15 protein-coding genes and 2 rRNA genes (1 of these 17 only partly in view) are annotated in these 19,465 nt (G+C 40.1%); 8 read left to right on the plus strand and 9 right to left on the minus strand.

Going from position 1 to position 19,465, the window contains the following annotated elements; translation table 11 throughout:
• Positions 1–193 precede the first annotated feature (193 nt).
• Positions 194–949: an alpha/beta hydrolase gene (locus WMO13_RS07595; protein WP_026879347.1), complete on the plus strand. Its 756-nt coding sequence runs from the start codon at positions 194–196 to the stop codon at positions 947–949.
• Between the two features lie 182 nt (positions 950–1,131).
• Here the strand turns inward: WMO13_RS07595 and WMO13_RS07600 are convergent, their stop codons facing one another.
• The 3 genes from WMO13_RS07600 to WMO13_RS07610 form a co-directional block, all read right to left on the minus strand.
• Positions 1,132–2,172: an amidohydrolase family protein gene (locus WMO13_RS07600; RefSeq protein WP_051396295.1), complete on the minus strand. Its 1,041-nt coding sequence runs from the start codon at positions 2,170–2,172 to the stop codon at positions 1,132–1,134.
• Between the two features lie 96 nt (positions 2,173–2,268).
• Entirely contained in the window at positions 2,269–2,394 is a 126-nt protein-coding gene (locus WMO13_RS07605; protein ID WP_270049125.1) for a hypothetical protein, read from the minus strand.
• A gap of 264 nt (positions 2,395–2,658) precedes the next feature.
• Positions 2,659–3,531: an NAD(+)/NADH kinase gene (locus WMO13_RS07610; protein ID WP_026879345.1), complete on the minus strand. Its 873-nt coding sequence runs from the start codon at positions 3,529–3,531 to the stop codon at positions 2,659–2,661.
• A gap of 521 nt (positions 3,532–4,052) precedes the next feature.
• On the opposite strand from WMO13_RS07610, the gene WMO13_RS07615 reads away from it, so the two are divergent.
• The 4 genes from WMO13_RS07615 (at position 4,053) to tilS (ending at position 10,531) form a co-directional block, all read left to right on the plus strand.
• Complete coding sequence (locus WMO13_RS07615) at positions 4,053–5,477, plus strand: sodium:proton antiporter (protein WP_026879344.1); 1,425 nt, start codon at positions 4,053–4,055, stop codon at positions 5,475–5,477.
• A gap of 177 nt (positions 5,478–5,654) precedes the next feature.
• Positions 5,655–6,875, plus strand: coding sequence for an aspartate kinase (locus tag WMO13_RS07620; RefSeq protein WP_026879343.1), 1,221 nt, complete (start codon positions 5,655–5,657; stop codon positions 6,873–6,875).
• 275 nt (positions 6,876–7,150) lie between these two features.
• On the plus strand, positions 7,151–8,932 hold the full coding sequence (locus WMO13_RS07625) for an autotransporter assembly complex protein TamA (protein WP_051396294.1): 1,782 nt from the start codon (positions 7,151–7,153) through the stop codon (positions 8,930–8,932).
• 288 nt (positions 8,933–9,220) lie between these two features.
• The gene (gene tilS, locus WMO13_RS07630) at positions 9,221–10,531 is read left to right on the plus strand and encodes a tRNA lysidine(34) synthetase TilS (protein ID WP_051396293.1); all 1,311 of its coding nucleotides are present in this window, start codon (positions 9,221–9,223) and stop codon (positions 10,529–10,531) included.
• A 320-nt stretch (positions 10,532–10,851) separates the two neighbouring features.
• Here tilS and WMO13_RS07635 read toward each other — a convergent pair whose 3' ends face one another.
• Entirely contained in the window at positions 10,852–11,400 is a 549-nt protein-coding gene (locus WMO13_RS07635) for a hypothetical protein (RefSeq protein ID WP_026879341.1), read from the minus strand.
• Positions 11,401–11,738: 338 nt separating this feature from the next.
• Between WMO13_RS07635 and WMO13_RS07640 the strand changes: the two genes are divergently transcribed.
• Positions 11,739–12,551 (plus strand): DUF4236 domain-containing protein, encoded by an 813-nt coding sequence (locus WMO13_RS07640; RefSeq protein WP_051396292.1) that lies wholly within the window; start codon positions 11,739–11,741, stop codon positions 12,549–12,551.
• A 140-nt stretch (positions 12,552–12,691) separates the two neighbouring features.
• On the opposite strand, the gene WMO13_RS07645 is transcribed toward WMO13_RS07640, so the two are convergent.
• The gene (locus tag WMO13_RS07645) at positions 12,692–13,153 is read right to left on the minus strand and encodes a hypothetical protein (protein WP_026879340.1); all 462 of its coding nucleotides are present in this window, start codon (positions 13,151–13,153) and stop codon (positions 12,692–12,694) included.
• A 183-nt stretch (positions 13,154–13,336) separates the two neighbouring features.
• On the minus strand, positions 13,337–13,696 hold the full coding sequence (locus WMO13_RS07650) for a NirD/YgiW/YdeI family stress tolerance protein (RefSeq protein ID WP_026879339.1): 360 nt from the start codon (positions 13,694–13,696) through the stop codon (positions 13,337–13,339).
• 397 nt (positions 13,697–14,093) lie between these two features.
• Here WMO13_RS07650 and WMO13_RS07655 point away from each other — a divergent pair, with 397 nt between their 5' ends.
• Positions 14,094–14,417 carry a Dabb family protein gene (locus tag WMO13_RS07655; protein WP_026879338.1) on the plus strand — a complete coding sequence of 108 codons (324 nt, stop codon included), beginning with the start codon at positions 14,094–14,096 and terminating at the stop codon, positions 14,415–14,417.
• 133 nt (positions 14,418–14,550) lie between these two features.
• Here WMO13_RS07655 and WMO13_RS07660 read toward each other — a convergent pair whose 3' ends face one another.
• A complete protein-coding gene (locus WMO13_RS07660; protein WP_034856009.1) occupies positions 14,551–15,666 on the minus strand; it encodes an MBL fold metallo-hydrolase in 1,116 nt (371 codons plus the stop codon).
• A 174-nt stretch (positions 15,667–15,840) separates the two neighbouring features.
• Between WMO13_RS07660 and WMO13_RS07665 the strand changes: the two genes are divergently transcribed.
• Positions 15,841–16,785: an AEC family transporter gene (locus WMO13_RS07665; RefSeq protein ID WP_026879336.1), complete on the plus strand. Its 945-nt coding sequence runs from the start codon at positions 15,841–15,843 to the stop codon at positions 16,783–16,785.
• Between the two features lie 81 nt (positions 16,786–16,866).
• Here the strand turns inward: WMO13_RS07665 and rrf are convergent.
• Both rrf and WMO13_RS07675 read right to left on the minus strand, forming a co-directional pair.
• Positions 16,867–16,981 (minus strand): 5S ribosomal RNA (rrf, locus tag WMO13_RS07670).
• 148 nt (positions 16,982–17,129) lie between these two features.
• A 23S ribosomal RNA gene (locus WMO13_RS07675) occupies positions 17,130–19,465 on the minus strand; it runs 576 nt beyond the window's last position.

Consider the following 19,465-nt stretch of genomic DNA (forward strand, 5'->3'; position numbering starts at 1 on the left):
CAAATCAAATCATTACACATATAGCATACTGAACATTGGTTTTTATCAATGATTCGTATGCTATTTTTATAGATCTCAAATAATGCGCTATAGTGGAAGCTCCACTCTTTCAATTGATCTATATGTAATCAATCCATACTAGTAATATCTAGCAGAAAGATATTACTCTTCAATCATTCATAAGGAGATTATCATGACTCAAATTTTACCTGGTGCTGAACCCTTCTTCTTCTCCGGCAACGATATTGGTGTATTAGTCATTCATGGATTTACCGGTTCAACTCAAAGTATGCGGCCACTTGGCGAAGCTCTGGCGAAAACTGGTTTTACCGTTTTAGGGCCACGATTAACCGGGCATGGCACTTCACCTGAAGATATGGCAACCGCTTCTTATCAAGATTGGATTCGAGATGTCACAGAAGCACTCACAGAACTCAAAACAAAAACAGTTCATCAATTTGTAGTAGGCCTCTCTATGGGTGGCACTTTAACACTCTATTTAGCAGAAAATCATCCATCCATTGCAGGTATTGTCCCTATTAATGCAGCGATTGATATGCCGGCATTAACAGAGACTTTCTCGCAACTACAACATAGCGATACGGCGTTTATTGAGGGGATTGGCTCTGATATCAAAAAAACAGGCATCTCTGAATTAGCCTATCCTAAGACACCCGTCAAATCTATGGGGGATATCCTGATATTAATGCAGGAAGTTAGGAGCAATCTTTCCAAAATTACAGTACCTGCTTTAATCTGCTCTTCAACCATCGACCATGTTGTACCTATTGAAAACTCTCAAGAGATTTTCAATACTATTTCAAGCGAAGATAAAACCCTATTATCCCTTACAGAAAGCTATCACGTAGCCACCTTAGATAATGATGCACCACTCATCGAAGCTGAAACAATCGCTTTTATTCAGCGGATTAGTAGTAGTTTAAAATAAGCACGAATCAAAAAGTATCTGGCTATCCATCAGTCTAAAATTAATTAACCTAAAAAAATAAAGCGACTCTTTCGAGTCGCTTTGTTAGGATCTCCGTCCCTTCCTCCTTATTGTTCTTTAGATCTCAATACTATGAATAGATATATAAACATATTGAGATCTTCAATCTGCTCGCTACTGTTTTATTTCACAGGGACATAAGGCTCTAAGCCTAATACCATTCGACCATTTTTCGTTGCGATATTGATGGCCGCTTCTAAGTCGGTATAACGGCAACCCGTGATCAATAACTTAAGCTCTTCCCACATATCGCCATCACTAAATGGCAACATATAATCGGCAATATTATCGGTTCCTACAGCCACAGGAATACCAGCTTTAGTGAGTTCATCCGCCGGCGTAATGGCATTACGAGTAGGTCCATGATCTTCTCGGCGTGGGCTATCAATCCAAGCAAATGGGCAGGCAATTACCATCATTTGTGCTTGGCGCATTTTGTTATAGAGCATTTGGCGATAAGCTTCATCATGCGCTGTAATTGAAATACTATGAATCGCGACAACGCGCCCTTCCATCCCATGTTCAATGGTTTTATCGGCAACAAGCTCTGTCTCTTTCTCATCTTTTGAATTAAATTGATCCACATGAACATGTACCATTTTGCCTTGTGATTTCGCTGTTTGAAGTAAAACATCCATATGAACAGCATCCATACCTTCACCATGATCCCGTAGATCACGACGTGGAAGTCCACCAATAATATCTACTTTTTCAGCGCCCTTATCAAACCAATAACGCGCTTCTTTATCAATCACCCCTTTTAATGTCTGATTCACAAATTTGATCGTAATATCTTTCTTGTAGATCTCGCGCGCTTTGAGTGCCGCATTAATAGCCCGCTCTTCACAGATGGGGTCAACATCGATAAAGCTTCCCACAGCAGAGACGCCCTGTTCGATCATTCGCTCAATTCCCATTGAAAATTGACGATAATAATCTTCTTCCGTCATATTCTTTTTGATGCGATCTAACGTATCCCATTTCTCAATTAAAGTTTGCGTTTGATAGACTTCAAATCCTTCATAATCAATGGTAAAAGCCCGGTCACCATGCATGTGCGCATTCACCCACCCCCCATTTTCACGGATACTTTTCAATAAATACGCTTTTAAACTGCGGGTATCGGTGTAAATACGGTGTTCTTTCTCTACTAATGTGCTCATGCGGTTCTCCTTATTATGAATACTATTCGGTAATATCGATCTTCAGCGAAGGTTTTTTATCCTTACTGCAAAATCATTCGCGCAAAAAAAAACCTCCTAAATAACGGAGGTTTTTAATGCAGTTAATGGGAAAACAGTAGTAATAGCAGTCACAGAATTACAATTGCGAATCATTTCAGTCATCGCTGAAGTTCGCATTATAAATTGTGTTACTCGTACCATTGTCTCTCCTGATAAATTTCTGAGATCAGTCTTTCTGATCACTGTCATCTAAACAAACGAGTACATTCTAGTGATCAAAAAAATATTTGCAATCTTTTTTTCTCTTTAACAGCTTTTAATATACTTTCAAATATCATATCTACCCTGTGAAAATAGGGCAATAACGATAGATTCCATTAAAAAATCTTTTTTAAATAACATTTTTAGACAATGCTTTTTAGACAATGCTTTTAGGTAAATCTTATTTGTAGACTCAATTTCAACTTAACGCCGAACATTTGGTTGATTTCCCCAATTCAGCTTCTCTTTTAAAATTGAGAAGTAATGATAATCTTTCGAATGTAATAAGGTCAAAAGATGATCTGAAGGCTCAATCGTCAAGGTCTCACCAGAAGAGAGTGTGAAGAGCTCCTGTCCATCACACGTAATATTCACAGGATTCTGCTCTCGATCACTAATCACCACATCAATTCGACTATTCGATGGAATCACTAGCGGTCGATGACTAAAGGTATGAGGGCAGATCGGCGAGAGTACAATCGCCGGTAATGTCGGATAGATAATCGGACCACCCGTTGAGAGTGAATAAGCAGTTGAGCCCGTCGGTGTTGCTAGAATTAAACCATCAGAGCGATAAGTAGAGAGATATTGCTGATCTACATAGACATCGATCTCGATAAGGCGCGATAACTCTGTCTTATGAATGACCACATCATTCATTGCAAAAGAGCGGAAATCGCCATCAATCGACGCTTTGAGTAAAAAACGTTCTTCAAATTGCACATCACCGACTAATATCTCAGATAGATGTTCGCTTAAACTCTGTTGGTCTAGATCCGTTAAAAACCCTAATCGACCTAAGTTCACCCCTAGAATTGGAATATTAAATTGATGAACTTTACGAGCAATACCTAAAAACGTCCCATCCCCACCAAACACGATAATGAGATCCGTTTCTGAAATCGCCCGCATAATCGGTTCAGGGTAGACCAAATTACCACGATAACCAAAATTATCGACTTCAAAACATTCAAGTTGATGAGAAGCAATAATCTCTTTGGTGTAAGTGACTGCTTCCTGAATCTCTTGACTCTCTCTATTACCAAGTATTAAGGCGATTTTTTGAATTTTTTTCATGTTTTATGGTATCGTAAATTATTTAATTATGTGTCACATAGGATAGCACGATACTTTATCCATTAAAGTCCCTATTCGCTGTTTTATTGACATAATCTAAATAGCCAATGCCTATTTGTCTACTTGGCAAATTTCTCACAAATGAGATTTTTAACATAATCGAGTTGTCCAAAATATTATCAATATAAATCGAGCAATTCTGATCTATTGCGGGAATCAATCTGTTACCCACAGTATTTTATTCCTCGATTAATCAGCTGAAATCCCCGACAAAATCGAGCGATTTCCCAATGATTAATCAGAAGTCAACGGCAATAGGATATTGGGTTTTTTAGAAAATTTTTTAGAAAAAAGCGATATTGTTAGCGATTAATGTATTTAATTGTCTGTCACAAGATATAGATCAATGAACGATACTTTCAGTCAGTTAATCTCTCTATATGATTATTTCAAATCAGTCATAAATGGTCATCGTTACAATATCATCCCTCTCAATGCGCAGAATAAATGTTGGAGGTATCATGCGTTATACCCTTCTTTTGTTGCTTAGCCTAGGTCTCTTGCCTAGCGGAGCACTTGCTAGCGAAGTCTCTCTCTTCGATGGTGCAACTCTCTCCCCACTATGGTCTATTCCGTTTATCGGTATTATCCTCTCGATTGCTGTTTTCCCCCTATTTGCACCCATAACATGGGAGCATCATTTCGGTAAAATTACGGCAGGCTGGACGCTCCTCTTCTTTATTCCCCTGATTATCATCTATGGAACCGGTGTCTCTGTGAATATCTTCGCACATGCACTGATTGAAGAGTATATTCCATTTATTCTCCTACTATTGGTGCTCTTTGCAGCTTCCGGCGGTATTCATATTTCCGGCAATCTAGTCGCAAGCCCTAAATTTAATGTCTCCATTCTCGCTGTCGGTACACTGCTTGCTTCTGTCATGGGAACCACTGGTGCGGCGATGTTACTGATTCGCCCTATCTTAATGGCTAATCGTAACCGTAAACATCGGATGCATATTCCGATCTTCTTTATCTTCTTAGTGGCCAATATCGGTGGCGGTTTAACCCCCCTTGGCGATCCACCACTTTTCTTAGGTTTCTTAAATGGTGTTGATTTCTTCTGGACGCTTGAGCATATGTTCCTGCCTGTGCTTATCTTCTCAGTGATTCTGCTGACAGTGTTTTACTTTATTGATCTCTATTTCTTCAGAAAAGAGCAGATTGCAAAACCGACAGAAAGCACCACGATTGTGATCTTAGGCAAACAGAACTTCTTTATTATTCTCGGCGTTCTATTTGGCATTATTCTCTCCGGTGTTTGGATTCCCGGCATCTCCTGGGATGTTTTTGGGGTAGATGTTCATATTGAAAATGTACTTCGAGATCTCTTCTTTATTGTCTTAACAATTATCTCTCTGCTCATTACCTCTAAAGAGATTCGTGAAGCGAATAACTTCAATTGGGAGCCGATTATTGAAGTAGCGAAACTCTTTGCCGGTATCTTCCTCACCATTGTGCCGGTGATTACGATCTTAGAAGCGGGTAGTAAGGGGGCATTCGGCGCAGTTTTAGATATTACCCATACCGCCGATGGTCAACCCATTAACGTCGTCTACTTCTGGGTGACGGCTGCACTCTCTGCCTTCTTAGATAATGCACCGACCTATCTTGTCTTCTTCAAAATGGCAGGTGCACAAGCCCCTGAAGGTATGACCGGAGCACAATACTTAATGAGTGATGGAATGAAAGCAACATTACTAGCGATCTCAATGGGTACTGTCTTTACAGGACCATTAACCTACATCGGTAACGCACCAAACTTTATGGTTAAATCGATGGCAGAACAAGAAGGCATAAAAATGCCCTCTTTCTTCGGCTATATGTTCATTGCGATCATTGTTCTTGTACCGGTGTACATCCTATTAAATCTCATTTTCCTGTAATGTAAAAACCGCATAATATTGCATCAAAAGCATCACAGAAAGATGTGAGTAAAAGTGAAAAAAGCACTAGATTTTCTAGTGCTTTCTTGTAATATTTATAAGACGGTCGTGAAAAATTCAATCGCGATCGAATCTAAGAAAAATCGTACTTATCATCAAATAAGGCAGGATAAAATAATGACGCTGTTAGTACAAAAATATGGAGGAAGTTCTGTTGCGACCATTGAACGTATTCAGAATGTCGCGCGCCGTATTCAAAAATATCATAATGAAGGACACCAAATGGTCGTCGTTCTCTCGGCAATGTCTGGAGAAACCGATCGTCTCATTGGTCTTGCCAATGCCATTACTAAACGCCCTAACCCTCGGGAGATGGATGCGCTTGTATCAACGGGGGAGCAAGTCAGTATCTCTCTTCTCTGTATCGCTTTAGAAGCGATGGGCATTAAAGCAAAATCTTATAACGGCGATCAAGCACGCATTATTACCGATCACGCGCATACTAAAGCGAGAATTAAAAATATCGATACTACTGATATGGAAGATGATCTTGCGGCAGGTTATGTGGTCGTTGTCGCAGGCTTCCAAGGCGTAACGGAAGATGGCTCAGTTACGACTCTAGGTCGAGGTGGGTCTGATACGACAGCAGTAGCCCTTGCCGCACGCTTAAATGCTTCAGAATGCCAAATCTTTACCGATGTAGATGGTGTTTATACTACAGATCCTCGCATAGAGCCTAAAGCGCGTAAATTGGATAAAATTGCCTTTGAAGAGATGTTAGAACTCTCAAGTTTAGGTTCTAAAGTATTACAAATTCGCTCAGTTGAGCTTGCCGCAAAAAATCGTGTTCCCATTCGTGTTCTCTCTTCACTCATCGATAATAATGAGGGAACGCTTATAACTACAGAAAAGGATATTGATATGGAAGCAGCCATTATCTCTGGTGTTGCCACAAGTAAGAATGAAGCTAAAATTACGGTATTAGGTGTTCCTGATCAACCAGGGATTGCCTTTAATATTTTAGAACAAATTAGTAATGCGAATATCGAAGTAGATATGATTGTGCAAAATATCTCTCAAGATGGCACCACTGATTTTACCTTTACCGTAAATGAGATCGACTTTGATAAAGCCTTAGAAATCACTGAAGCATCTGCAAATGAAATGGGTGCTCGTAAAGTACTCGGCGATAAAGATATTGTGAAAGTATCACTTGTCGGTTTAGGAATGCGCTCTCATGCCGGCGTTGCAAGCTTAATGTTTAAAGCCCTGGCGGATGAAAAAATCAATATCAAAATGATCTCGACCTCTGAAATCAAAGTTTCAGTGGTTATCGAAAGCAAATATCATGAGCTTGCCGTACGTACACTGCATGAAGCATTTAAACTTGCAGAATAAAATTCAACAATAAAATTCAACAGCATTATTGGTCAATAATGCTAGATTGAATCTAACAATAGAATAATATAACAATACCTAAATAGATTTCTCTACGATTGAAAAGAGACTATTTAGGTATTTTTTTGCCAGTTATGACCATTCGCTGATTATAATATTTCCATTCTAATTCAACGGGAATCTTTGCACTTATAGGGGAATGCATTAAAATAGAGAACTATCTAACCAATAACAGAGGATCTTCTCCGTTACTATACCTAGGACGGTGCCATTTTATGAGAAAGATTAGCTATTTTCTAACGACCTTGTTTCTGTTAATTCCTGCGCAATTTAGCTTCGCAGAACGTCAGCTTTCCGTTGCTATAGAAGGAATTACCAATAAAAAGGCTTTAGAAAATGCTCAAAATGCCACTGAGCTCTATCAGCTCAATGGGAAAGAGGCGCCTTCCGATCTGCGGATTCAATGGCTCTATGAGGAGGGGGCAAAAGAGATTATCGATGCGCTGCAACCTTATGGTTACTATCGCGCAGATGTGAAAGGCAACTTACTGTATGAAGGCAATACGGTCAAAGTAGTCTATCAAGTCACGCCGAATGAACGCATTCCCATTGGTGAACTTAATCTCGGCATTACGGACTTAGATGCGATCAAAACGCGTCCTACGAAAGAGGCAATGAGTGAATATCAGGCTTTTGACTCTATCTTAACATCAACTAAGATGAAAGTCGGCGCACCGCTCAATCATACCCAGTATGAATCAACCAAAAGCAAACTCTCACAAAAAGCCTCTGAATTGGGTTACTTTGATGCCTATTATCCTGAGCATCAAATTTTAGTCAATCTCGATGATTATAAAGCGTATATCGATCTTGAGATGACTTTAGGTGAGCGCTACGTATTCGGTAATACCACCTTTCATCAAGAGTATTTTGATAATGCTTTTCTTGAACGATTTCTCATCGGGATGAAAGAAAGCAATGATTATAGCGATCAAAAACTGGTGAAATTACAATCAAGCTTCAATGAGTCCAACTACTTTGAGGATGCGGTGATTGTTCCTAAAATCAATGCTCAAGATAAAGATGTCCCGCTCGATATCTATCTTCGTCTTAGAAAACAGCGCACCTTAACGCTCGGTCTTGGTTACTCTTCTGATATCGGCCTTAAAACTATGGGCGGTATGACCTGGCACTATGTTAATCCCTATGGTCATCGTTTAGTCACCAGCTTCCTATTGGCACAGAAAAAGCGAGATGCGCTCATCAACTACCAAATTCCCGGTACTGACCCGCTCAAAGATCAATATAATATCTTCGCTAAGTATGACTATGAAGATACCTCAACTAAGGATTACACCACTTATATGGTCGGGGTCTCTAAAGAGCGTATTCGTGAACAGTATAAGTATGGTTATTCTCTACACTATCAATATGATAAATTCCGAGATTTTGATGGTAGTAAACAAAACAGTCGCTATCTTGTCCCAACCATTTATGGTGAATGGAAGACAGCGCCGGTTATTCCTTTCGATCAATTTGGCCTGATTATCGATGGCCAATTACGGGGAGCCTCCGGTAAAGTACTCTCAACAACCACTTTCCTCCAAGCTAAATTAGGCGCTACCGCCTTTGTTCCTTTGGGGGAGAATAATCGCTTTATTCTTCGCGGTGCGACAGGCTATACCAAAATCCGAGATCGCGATATGCCACGCCTGCCCCCTAGCCTTCGCTTCTATGCCGGTGGGGATAACTCCGTACGCGGTTATAAATATGATGGAATCGGTGATAAGGGCTATAACGGCGATATTTACGGCGGAAAGAAATTAATCGTAGGTAGTATTGAATATGAGCATAAAATTATCCCAAGTCTCTCTGTGGTGGCCTTTGTAGATGCCGGTGATGCTTATAATAGTAAACTAGAGCTCAAATATGGTGCTGGTGCCGGTGTTCGTTGGTACTCCCCAATTGGAACCGTAAAACTCGATCTAGCGCATGGCTTTGATAAAGAGTATGGCGATACCATTCGACTGCATCTTAATATCAATAGCGAACTATAATGATCAGAAAATTAGGCTACTTCCCCCCTAAAACCTTAAAATCAGATTTTATAGTAAATTTGGTTTAAGAAAAATATTTCTTTAAACAGCTATTGTGGGATTTTAAAAAAACATCAAACCGTGCTAAACAACACTTGCAAGATGCCGGATAGAACGATTTTCTGACTTATTACAACCGATGCGCCGGCATTTCAATAAGCTTATTTTGAACCGATCTTACTATACTGTATGATCGGCTCTATTACGCATTAAGTATCTATTCATGCATTGTATAAATTTCAAATAAATATGACCAATAACCCTACTCTTCCCCGTTGGTATCATGAGATATTTCAACGTTATGCTTCTATTTTACAAACAAAATCAGCACTCTATGTTGCTTTAAGTGCCGGTGTTGATTCTAACACCTTACTCCATTGGCTCTACAGCTTTAAAGCCGAGCTTCCACCTATCTATACTATTCATGTGAATCATAATTGGCATGATAATTACTCTCACCTATGGGCGCTCTTTGCTCGCAGGCGTTCTGAGCAATATGGCTTTACCCATGTCCATTATGAAGCCCATTTCCCTGACCATGATCCTCGAGGATTAGAAGCAGCCGGAAGAGAGATGCGCTACCGTAAATTTGGCGAAACTATGCAGGAAAATTCCCTACTTTGCGTTGGTCATCATCGCTCAGATCAAGCAGAAACCGTAATGCAACGGCTCTTACGTAGCGCCGGCGTTCGTGGATTAGGCGCTATGCGGGATTTTAACACCGTTCAATTTGGCGAATATGAGATCAAACTATTTCGCCCTTTCCTCTCTATCTCCAAAATGACGCTCTATCGCACTGCCATTGATCTACGCATTCCTTGGATGGAGGATTATAGCAATCATGAGACTGAAGAGATGGAACGTAATATTATTCGTAATGAGATCTTCCCTTCTATTGACGGACGATTCCCTCAATATGAGAGCGCCTTTTATCAAGTCTCACAGTTTATGCAAGAAGCGGATGATCTCTTAGTGGAAATCGCTGAAGAAGATTTAAAAATGGTGGGGGATCATCAGGATTTATCACAATTGTCATTACCGGCACTTCTGAAACTCTCTCCTCGCCGGCAGAAGAATCTGTTACAAATTTGGATTCGCACTTGGAATATCTCATTTTCAGCCAAGCAATTACAGGAATTTTTCCGCACTTTTATCGAACAATCCCCCACACATCAAAGCCTCTTTAAACTTGGGGAATATGGTATTTACTACTATCAAGAGAAGCTCTATTTACGCCTGCTAAAATCTCCTATCGTCAAAGACTTTGCACTGATCCCTGCACCTAATGCACCGGCAGCTGAATTTTGGCAACAAAACCCTTGTCGTCTAATTCCAAGAGCTGGCGGTGAGCGTTTTCATCCTATTGGCCGCCATAAAAGTCAAACCTTAAAAAAACTGCTACAAGAAGCAGAACTGCCACAATGGGAACGCACACAATGTTGGCTACTCCAATCAATCAAAACTGGCGATATTCTCTGGGTAAATCATTTAGGCTTTGCGCAATCATTGACCCCTTTTATGGCTCAAGAAGGCTTAGCTCCCAAACTGATTACGCAATAAAAGAGATAGAATCGATAAATTCCATTAAATAAACTCATACTATGAGTTCTATGAACAATACAAAGGCCACATAGCGTGGCCTTGATTTTTAGATTCTAACTATCATCACTTTTATAATGAGATCGGTTCAAAATAAGCTTATTGAAATGCCGGCACATCGGTTGTAATAAGTCAGAAAATCGTTCTATCCGGCATCATGCCACTATTGTTTAGTACGGTTTTATATTTTTTTAAATATTCCGCAATAGCTATTTAAAAACCCTTTTTCTTAAACCAATAACCTGACTAATCAACTTAATTCATTAACTTGAATAACAAATCTAATGGATACGTGCAACTTTCAACGCATTGAGTAATTGAGTAATATTTTGTTGAACAGCTAAATTTCGTGCATCCACTGCGCGAGTCGTTCCTAAATAAGCAGTTGTGACCGGCACTTTCTCAGTTGAAGTGATCTCTTGATCAAATAGAACCTTACCACTCTTCTCATCCACTAATTGATAACGAACCACCAAAGTTGTCGGAAATTGTAAACCCACACTTAACTGGCTAAATTGAAGCACAGTTGCTTTTAAGATCGCACTCTCTTTTGTGCCACCAAACAATGTGGATTCATCTAAGCTCTCTTGCAGTGCTTCGGCAAAGGCTTTTTTAAAAACAGGCTCATAGTTCCCTTTTCCCTCCACATTGAAAAAGAAGTGGTCTACAGGCTCAGCTTTAGCAATTTCAACATCGACTTCTCCTAGATGAAGTGGAATACGCTCTGCTTGTGTAATAGGGGTTACATCAGTTTCAGGAATGTATTGAAAATGATTTGTTGAGCAGCCCGCAATGAGTAATAACAGCGCCAAAGAGGTTAATTTTTTCATAAGATACTCCTATCTATTAATGAAGATAGCGCCGATTAACGTCCACAATAGATATTAATTAGCTCGAACGCTACTTTTAAAAAGCACAAAAACTATCGTACTTAATCTCTAATTTGCTATTATACACTCAATGATTACTGACATTTATTGGTAATTTTTATCAAAAATTTATCTATTTTTAATCTTTCTAATCACAAGGATGTGAATTTTATTTAACTAACCTTTAATACGAAATACAAATGCAATGGAAATAATATCGGCTCATTTCCTTACAAAATGAGAATACTATTTCAAATAGGACAATATTTTTGTATTAAAGCATCCATAGGGGTTAGCAAATGGGTTTACGTTTTAGAAAAAGAATTAAACTAGCCAAAGGGCTCTATATTAATATTGGTTCAAAAGGGATCTCGAGTATCTCTGCCGGCATTCCTGGTGCAACCATTAATACCAAAGGGCATACTCGCCTCTCACTGCCCGGCACGGGGCTCTATTATCAAACAAACCTGTTATCTCATGCATCTAAATCAACCCGTCAAATAAGAGCAGCGACAAATGGAAAATCAAGCAATTCCTATCGCTTAAATATTAATACACTCCCCATCGATTTCAATTCTCTTGAGGAGATTGCGAGTTATCTGATGCAGAATCATTATCATGGTGATATTCCACCTTTAAAACTCTCCGGTTTACGCATAACGATTTACATCATTATTGCGCTATTTCTCTCGGTGCTTGCATCCACAAATAATATTATCACTCCGGGGATGGCCTTAATTGGGGCGATCATACTTCTTACCCTCTATCATCAGCTATGGGCAAAACCACAGCATCTGAAAAAAGTGACGGAAAGAATTAAAACCGATGCCCTACAGTGTCATGCTGATATCAATGATGAATTAGAGGCACTATATGCACAATATCCTTCTGTAGATACAGTGGCTAAAATATTATTTAAGCATCTCTGGATTGGCGAAACTAAAGCTCAATTGATTGCATCTCTAGGGGAACCCGATAAAGAGAATACGACCGTGAAAGCGACCAAAACAATTGAAAATCTCTATTTCAATCCGCTCAATGGTCGTAGTTATGAAGTGAAAGTAACTTTAGAAAATGGCCTTGTCTCCACTTGGAGAGTCAATAATTATTAATCTGATAAAAACTATCTAGTATTATATTTTTATACAAAAAGAGGGCATTATTGCCCTCGCCATTACACAAATAGCCACTACATTTCATAATCACTCTTTTCTATTACCCATTCAAATTAATATAATAGAGTGAGATACGATTAATAACAGCTCACTATTTCACCCTCCATATTATAACAAGTCATTTGTAAGCTCATATCATTTGGATTTCTATCAGAAACATATGGTTTTGAGAATAGCGGCATTTGCTGATTCCCCATATTAACATTTCCAATTTGTGAAATGATTTGCGGTGAATAAGCAGCAAGAGATTGACAGTCACCGGTATTAATCCTATTGACAAAAGAATCCCCTACTTTTGTATATGCCTTACGCATCTCGGCTTTATCAAAACTCCATAAATTTAAATGTGCGTACAGATCTGATAAATTACTTTGAACTATAGAATCAGATAGATAGCCCTTACTATAGCACTCCCTGAAAGCAGCTTCTAATAGAGCTGCATCTGTGTAGTTTTCTAATGGCATAGGTACAACTTTTTGTTGTGAAGCACAGGATGCAACAACAACAGGTAATAATAAAGTAATAAATAGTTTTTTCATATACGTTTCCACTGTTATGTTAGTCAAATTAACTCAACATAATATACTATGCAACGCTGTATTTTAACAATATATAACAACAATTAACTATTAAAAATACTCTTTCTATTTATTAAAATAAAAAGAGAGGCAGCAGGTAAGTTACTTGCCGCTTCTCCTAAAAATTATTCATATACTCAATTACTATTTTTTAAGAATAATATAATCTACATCAATGCTTGTTGGTTTAAAATGATGCCGATCGACTTCACCTTTTATAATAATTGTATCCTCTGGAGTCACTCGTAGGCCATACCAATCGTCATCATCGATCTCTATATTTATTTCTCCCGATGCATCTCTAAAAAGGTAATGCTCATTACCTAAAGCTTCAACGATCGAACCCTCTAAAGTGACTTTGGTATCATCTCTCAATTCTTGCGCTGCTTTTGCCGTAACAACACCTTGAGGTACAACACTGCCACTTGCAGCAGGACCGACAAATTGTGCAGATGCAACTGATGTAGTCAAAATTAACACTGAAAATAATAGAACTTTACGCATGATAGACTCCTTGTCGTTATCCTAAATTCATTTTAACGGTCAGTAAAAGCAGAATTAAAACAAGATCTACTTGTTAGATCCCTCATATTTTAAAATATTCCGATCTCACTAGAATATCATTGGTACTGTTTTTACTGATTCAGCATAATATAAAACGTGAAGCTTAAGCAAAACTTAACAGATTGAATTTAAAATAAAATAGCCCTACTCAATCGGAAACATTATTCTTGTTATTAACCAATATCTACATATGAACTATTGATATTCTCTATTTCACCTTACCAGCAGCAGTTACTTTACTTTTATTGTTTTCAGTGAGGCTATTTTTGCGGTATATTTTTCAATCACCAATACAACGATTCAATCACGATTTTTTACTATTAATATAGAGGTTTTTATGATTAAACATATTGTTTTTGTTCGCTTCAAACCTAATACAGCACTCTCCGATATCGAGGCTATTTTTACAAAAATAGGAAATCTGCAATCAATTTTACCGGCCATGAAATCTTACGATTATGGCCGATATAATGGTTCAAATGAGCGCTATAAAGGCTTTGATTATGCCTTTTATATGGAATTTGATACGGTAGAAGAGCGCGATGCTTATCTGATTCACCCTGAGCATGTGAAAGTCGGTAAAGCACTCCGGGCAATGTTAGATACAGACGGCTCAGACTCCTTCTTTGCCTTTGATTACGATACCTCGCGGTTAATTTAAAGATCTTATATCTACAGCTATTTAGCGATATTATTCCATTATATGCTAGCCAATAAAATAATCGCCGGCATTCTCTATTCTTCAATAATGCCGGCGATTAGAGAGCCGACTTTTCATTACAGCTTATGTAATTTCATTCTAATAAAATCGTCTGATTAATTTTGAGTGTCTCAAATACATTGAGCGGTAATTCAGCCTCTTCTAAACTCCGTTTTAATACTTCAATAGGATCATCGAGCGATTCATCCGTTAACTCAAAAACCCCCCAATGAATTCCCACGGAATAACGAATCTTTAACGCTTGATGTAATCGTACAGATTCCTGTGGATTCATATGTTGTGGTGCCATTAAATCCCGAGGTAAATAAGCACCAATAGGTAAAAAGCCAAGGTCGATATCGGGGAAATAATCCTTAATCTCTAATAATTGTGAGCCATAACCACTATCTCCACTAAAATAGATGGTCTTTCCTGCAAACTGCAATATATATCCACACCAAAGAGAACGATTACGATCCCCAAATCCACGCTTACTCCAATGTTGTGCCGGAACCGCCGTTATTTTTAAGGAGGTACTATCATCAACCAAATGATCATTATTCTCTCTCTTATCTTGATCTACCCTATTGTGTTCTTCCTGTTCTGGATTATCACTATTTTGATTATCCGTTAAATCCACAATATGATGGGATGATGCCTCATATTGGGTAAACCAATCTAACGCAATAATGCGAGTGATTCCTCTTTTATAAAACCAACGCTCTAACCCTAATGGCACAATGAAAGTGACCAAGGGGAAATGAAGCAATATTTCTCGGATCGTTGATAAATCGAGATGATCGTAATGATTATGGGAAATTAACACATAATCTAAATTAGGTAATTCAGAAATAGACCAGTTGATGACTACTTTCCGTTTAGGATCGAGAAAAGAAAATGGTGATGCTCGCTCTGAAAAAACCGGATCTATTAGCAAACCATAATCGGGCGTATGCAGATAGATAGAAGCATGCCCAAGCCAAGTAACGTAATTATGATCCACACTCGGTAGCGTTAAAGGCAAACACCACTTATTATAAAATTGCGCATAGCCATCTTTGGGCGCTTTTGGTAAATTCGCCTTCCGGCGTTGCCATAGCCATTGCAATACCGCCCATTGATTTAATCTTGTCGGGGGATTATTTTCAAAACCATAGGGACGATGATGGGCTTTATCAGGATTGTAATGCAGATTCTTATAACGAAACAAGATAATTACCTCTCTAGAAATGAGATATTTCAAATAGAGATCAATATTTTACCTAACTAACAGCTGATTGGGAACTTTTGTACTTTATGCCGAAAATTGTTAGAGTGATATAGAATCATAAATCGTAGATAATCCCCTATTGCTATCATCTTCCCCTTCTGAGGTCTCATTCAAATGCTCTCGTTCCTCCAAGCCTTTATTCAACAAATCTATGCACTACTTCCCTTTTTCATCTTAATTGGTACAGGCTATCTACTCATTCGAGGATTTAAATGGTCTCACACATTGACTGAAGGGCTCACTCGTTTTCTCTTCAACCTTGCCATTCCCGTAATGCTCTTTGGGGTAATGAGTCAATTTCATCAACAGAAAGCAATGGATCCGAGGTTAATTATCGCCTATTTTGGTGCCTCTTTTGTTCTCTTTTTTGTGGCACAAATCTATAGCCGAAAGATTCTAAAACTCTCGGCACAAGAAGCCTCTGTTTTTGGGATTGGTGGTATCTTTTCTAACAATGTGATGATCGGAATCCCCATTATTATGCTCTTTATGGGGGATAGTGCAATTGCTGTCTCTGCCTTAATTATTAGCTTTAATGCATTACTACTTTGGAGCTTGGTCTCATTTGCCATTGAATGGGCAGAGCATGGTTCATTCTCTGTTAAGGGTATCATTCACACCTTACAAGGCGTTCTCAAAAACCCTATCATTATCGGGATTATGTTAGGCTTACTAACAAGCTTTCTCCATATTCCCATTCCAAGCTTTATCGATAAAACAATTACAATGTTCTCTAATATGGTGGCTCCACTTTCACTTTTAGTCTTAGGAATGGGACTTGCAAGATATAAACTTGGAACGAATCTTAAGGTCAGTATTAATATTACAATCTTCAAGTTAATTCTACACCCTCTCTTTATTTGGGGCGGTGCTGTACTATTGGGGCTTCCAGCCTTTGAGACAAAAGCCGTTGTCATATTAGGTTCAATTGCCACAGGGATGAATGTCTATCTAATGGCTTTAAAATTTCAAGTGATTGAGGATGCTGTTGCCTCAAGTATTATCTTAACTACCATTCTTTCGGCAATCACAACACCGATTATTGTCATCTTGATTTAGAAAACCCTAGATACAAATAGAGCATGAATTATCCCAAAAGAAAAACCCCCAGTTCACTGAACTAGGGGTTTCTGTATTAAGCCCTGGAAATGACCTACTCTCACATGGGAACTCCCACACTACCATCGGCGCTGCTACGTTTCACTTCTGAGTTCGGGACGGGATCAGGTGGTTCCATAGCGCTATTGTCTCCAGGAAAACTGGTTTGTGTTTGAAGTATTAAATACTCCACTCACGAATAAATTTGATTAGTTGGTTAGTAACAGCAAGTAGACTGTATTCTTCGTTTTAACTTTGGAAACGTTCATGTCTCATTGTAAGACAAATTGTCTAAGACCTATTATATGGTCAAGCCTCACGGTCAATTAGTATTGGTAAGCTCAATGCATTACTGCACTTACACACCCAACCTATCAACGTCGTAGTCTTCGACGGACCTTCAGAGGGGTTAAACCCCTAGGGAAATCTTATCTTGAGGAAGGCTTCCCGCTTAGATGCTTTCAGCGGTTATCCCGTCCGTATGTAGCTACCCGGCTATGCCATTGGCATGACAACCGGAACACCAGAGATACGTCCACTTCGGTCCTCTCGTACTAGAAGCAGCTCCTCTCAAATTTCCAACGCCCACGGCAGATAGGGACCGAACTGTCTCACGACGTTCTGAACCCAACTCGCGTACCACTTTAAATGGCGAACAGCCATACCCTTGGGACCGACTACAGCCCCAGGATGTGATGAGTCGACATCGAGGTGCCAAACTCCGCCGTCGATATGAACTCTTGGGCGGAATCAGCCTGTTATCCCCGGAGTACCTTTTATCCGTTGAGCGATGGCCTTTCCATACAGAACCACCGGATCACTAAAACCTACTTTCGTACCTGCTCGACGTGTCTGTCTCGCAGTCAAGCACCCTTTTGCTTTTGCACTCATAAGCCCGATTTCCGACCGGGCTGAGGGTACCTTCGTACTCCTCCGTTACTCTTTCGGAGGAGACCGCCCCAGTCAAACTACCCACCATACAATGTCCTTAGCCCAGATCATGGGCCTAAGTTAGAAGTCCAAATCTTTCAGGGTGGTATTTCAAGGATGGCTCCACAACAACTAGCGTCGCTGCTTCAAAGCCTCCCACCTATCCTGCACAAAAAGATTCAAAATCCACTGTAAAGCTATAGTAAAGGTTCACGGGGTCTTTCCGTCTTGCCGCGGGTACACCGCATCTTCACGGCGATTTCAATTTCACTGAGTCTCGGGTGGAGACAGCCTGGCCGTCATTGCGCCATTCGTGCAGGTCGGAACTTACCCGACAAGGAATTTCGCTACCTTAGGACCGTTATAGTTACGGCCGCCGTTTACTGGGGCTTCGATCAAGAGCTTCGCTTACGCTAACCCCATCAATTAACCTTCCAGCACCGGGCAGGCGTCAGACCCTATACGTCCACTTTCGTGTTTGCAGAGTCCTGTGTTTTTGATAAACAGTTGCAGCCAGCTTTTCACTGCGACCTTCCAGAGCTTACTGCGTAAAGCATTCACCTAGGAAGGTGTACCTTCTCCCGAAGTTACGGTACGATTTTGCCGAGTTCCTTCACCCGAGTTCTCTCAAGCGCCTTAGAATTCTCATCCCAACCACCAGTGTCGGTTTGGGGTACGGTTCTCATATCACTATTGCTTAGAAGCTTTTCTTGGAAGCATAGCATCAACCACTCCGGAGCTCGTAAGCTCCTCGCATTCACGTCTCAGTATTAAGATCCCGGATTTGCCTAAGATCTCTACCTACCTGCTTACACTGGCATACCAATCACCAGCTGGTCTAGCTTTCTCCGTCCCTCCATCGCATGATACGAGAGTTCAGGAATATTAACCTGATTCCCATCGACTACGCATCTCTGCCTCGTCTTAGGGGCCGACTCACCCTGCTCCGATTAACGTTGAACAGGAAACCTTGGTCTTTCGGCGTGCGAGTCTTTCACTCGCATTAACGTTACTTATGTCAACATTCGCACTTCTGATACCTCCAACGGCTCTTACGAGTCCATCTTCACAGGCTTACAGAACGCTCCCCTACCACATATATTTTAAAATACACATCCGCAGCTTCGGTATATCGCTTGAGCCCCGCTAAATCTTCCGCGCAGGCCGACTCGACTAGTGAGCTATTACGCTTTCTTTAAATGATGGCTGCTTCTAAGCCAACATCCTAGCTGTCTATGCCTTCCCACATCGTTTACCACTGAGCGATAATTTGGGGACCTTAGCTGGCGGTCTGGGTTGTTTCCCTCTCCACAATGGATGTTAGCACCCACTGTGTGTCTCCCATGATAATACTTTCCGGTATTCGGAGTTTGCATCGGGTTGGTAAGTCGGGATGACCCCCTAGCCGAAACAGTGCTCTACCCCCGGAAGTAAATTACATGAGGCGCTACCTAAATAGCTTTCGGGGAGAACCAGCTATCTCCAAGCTTGATTAGCCTTTCACTCCGACCCACAGCTCATCCCCATCTATTGCAACAGATGTGGGTTCGGCCCTCCAGTCAGTGTTACCTAACTTTCAGCCTGGCCATGGGTAGATCGCCTGGTTTCGGGTCTACACCCTGCGACTATTCGCCCTATTAAGACTCGGTTTCCCTACGCCTACCCTATTCGGTTAAGCTTGCCACAGAATGTAAGTCGTTGACCCATTATA

The organism is Ignatzschineria larvae DSM 13226 (genome assembly GCF_038500265.1).
Taxonomy (GTDB): domain Bacteria; phylum Pseudomonadota; class Gammaproteobacteria; order Cardiobacteriales; family Wohlfahrtiimonadaceae; genus Ignatzschineria; species Ignatzschineria larvae.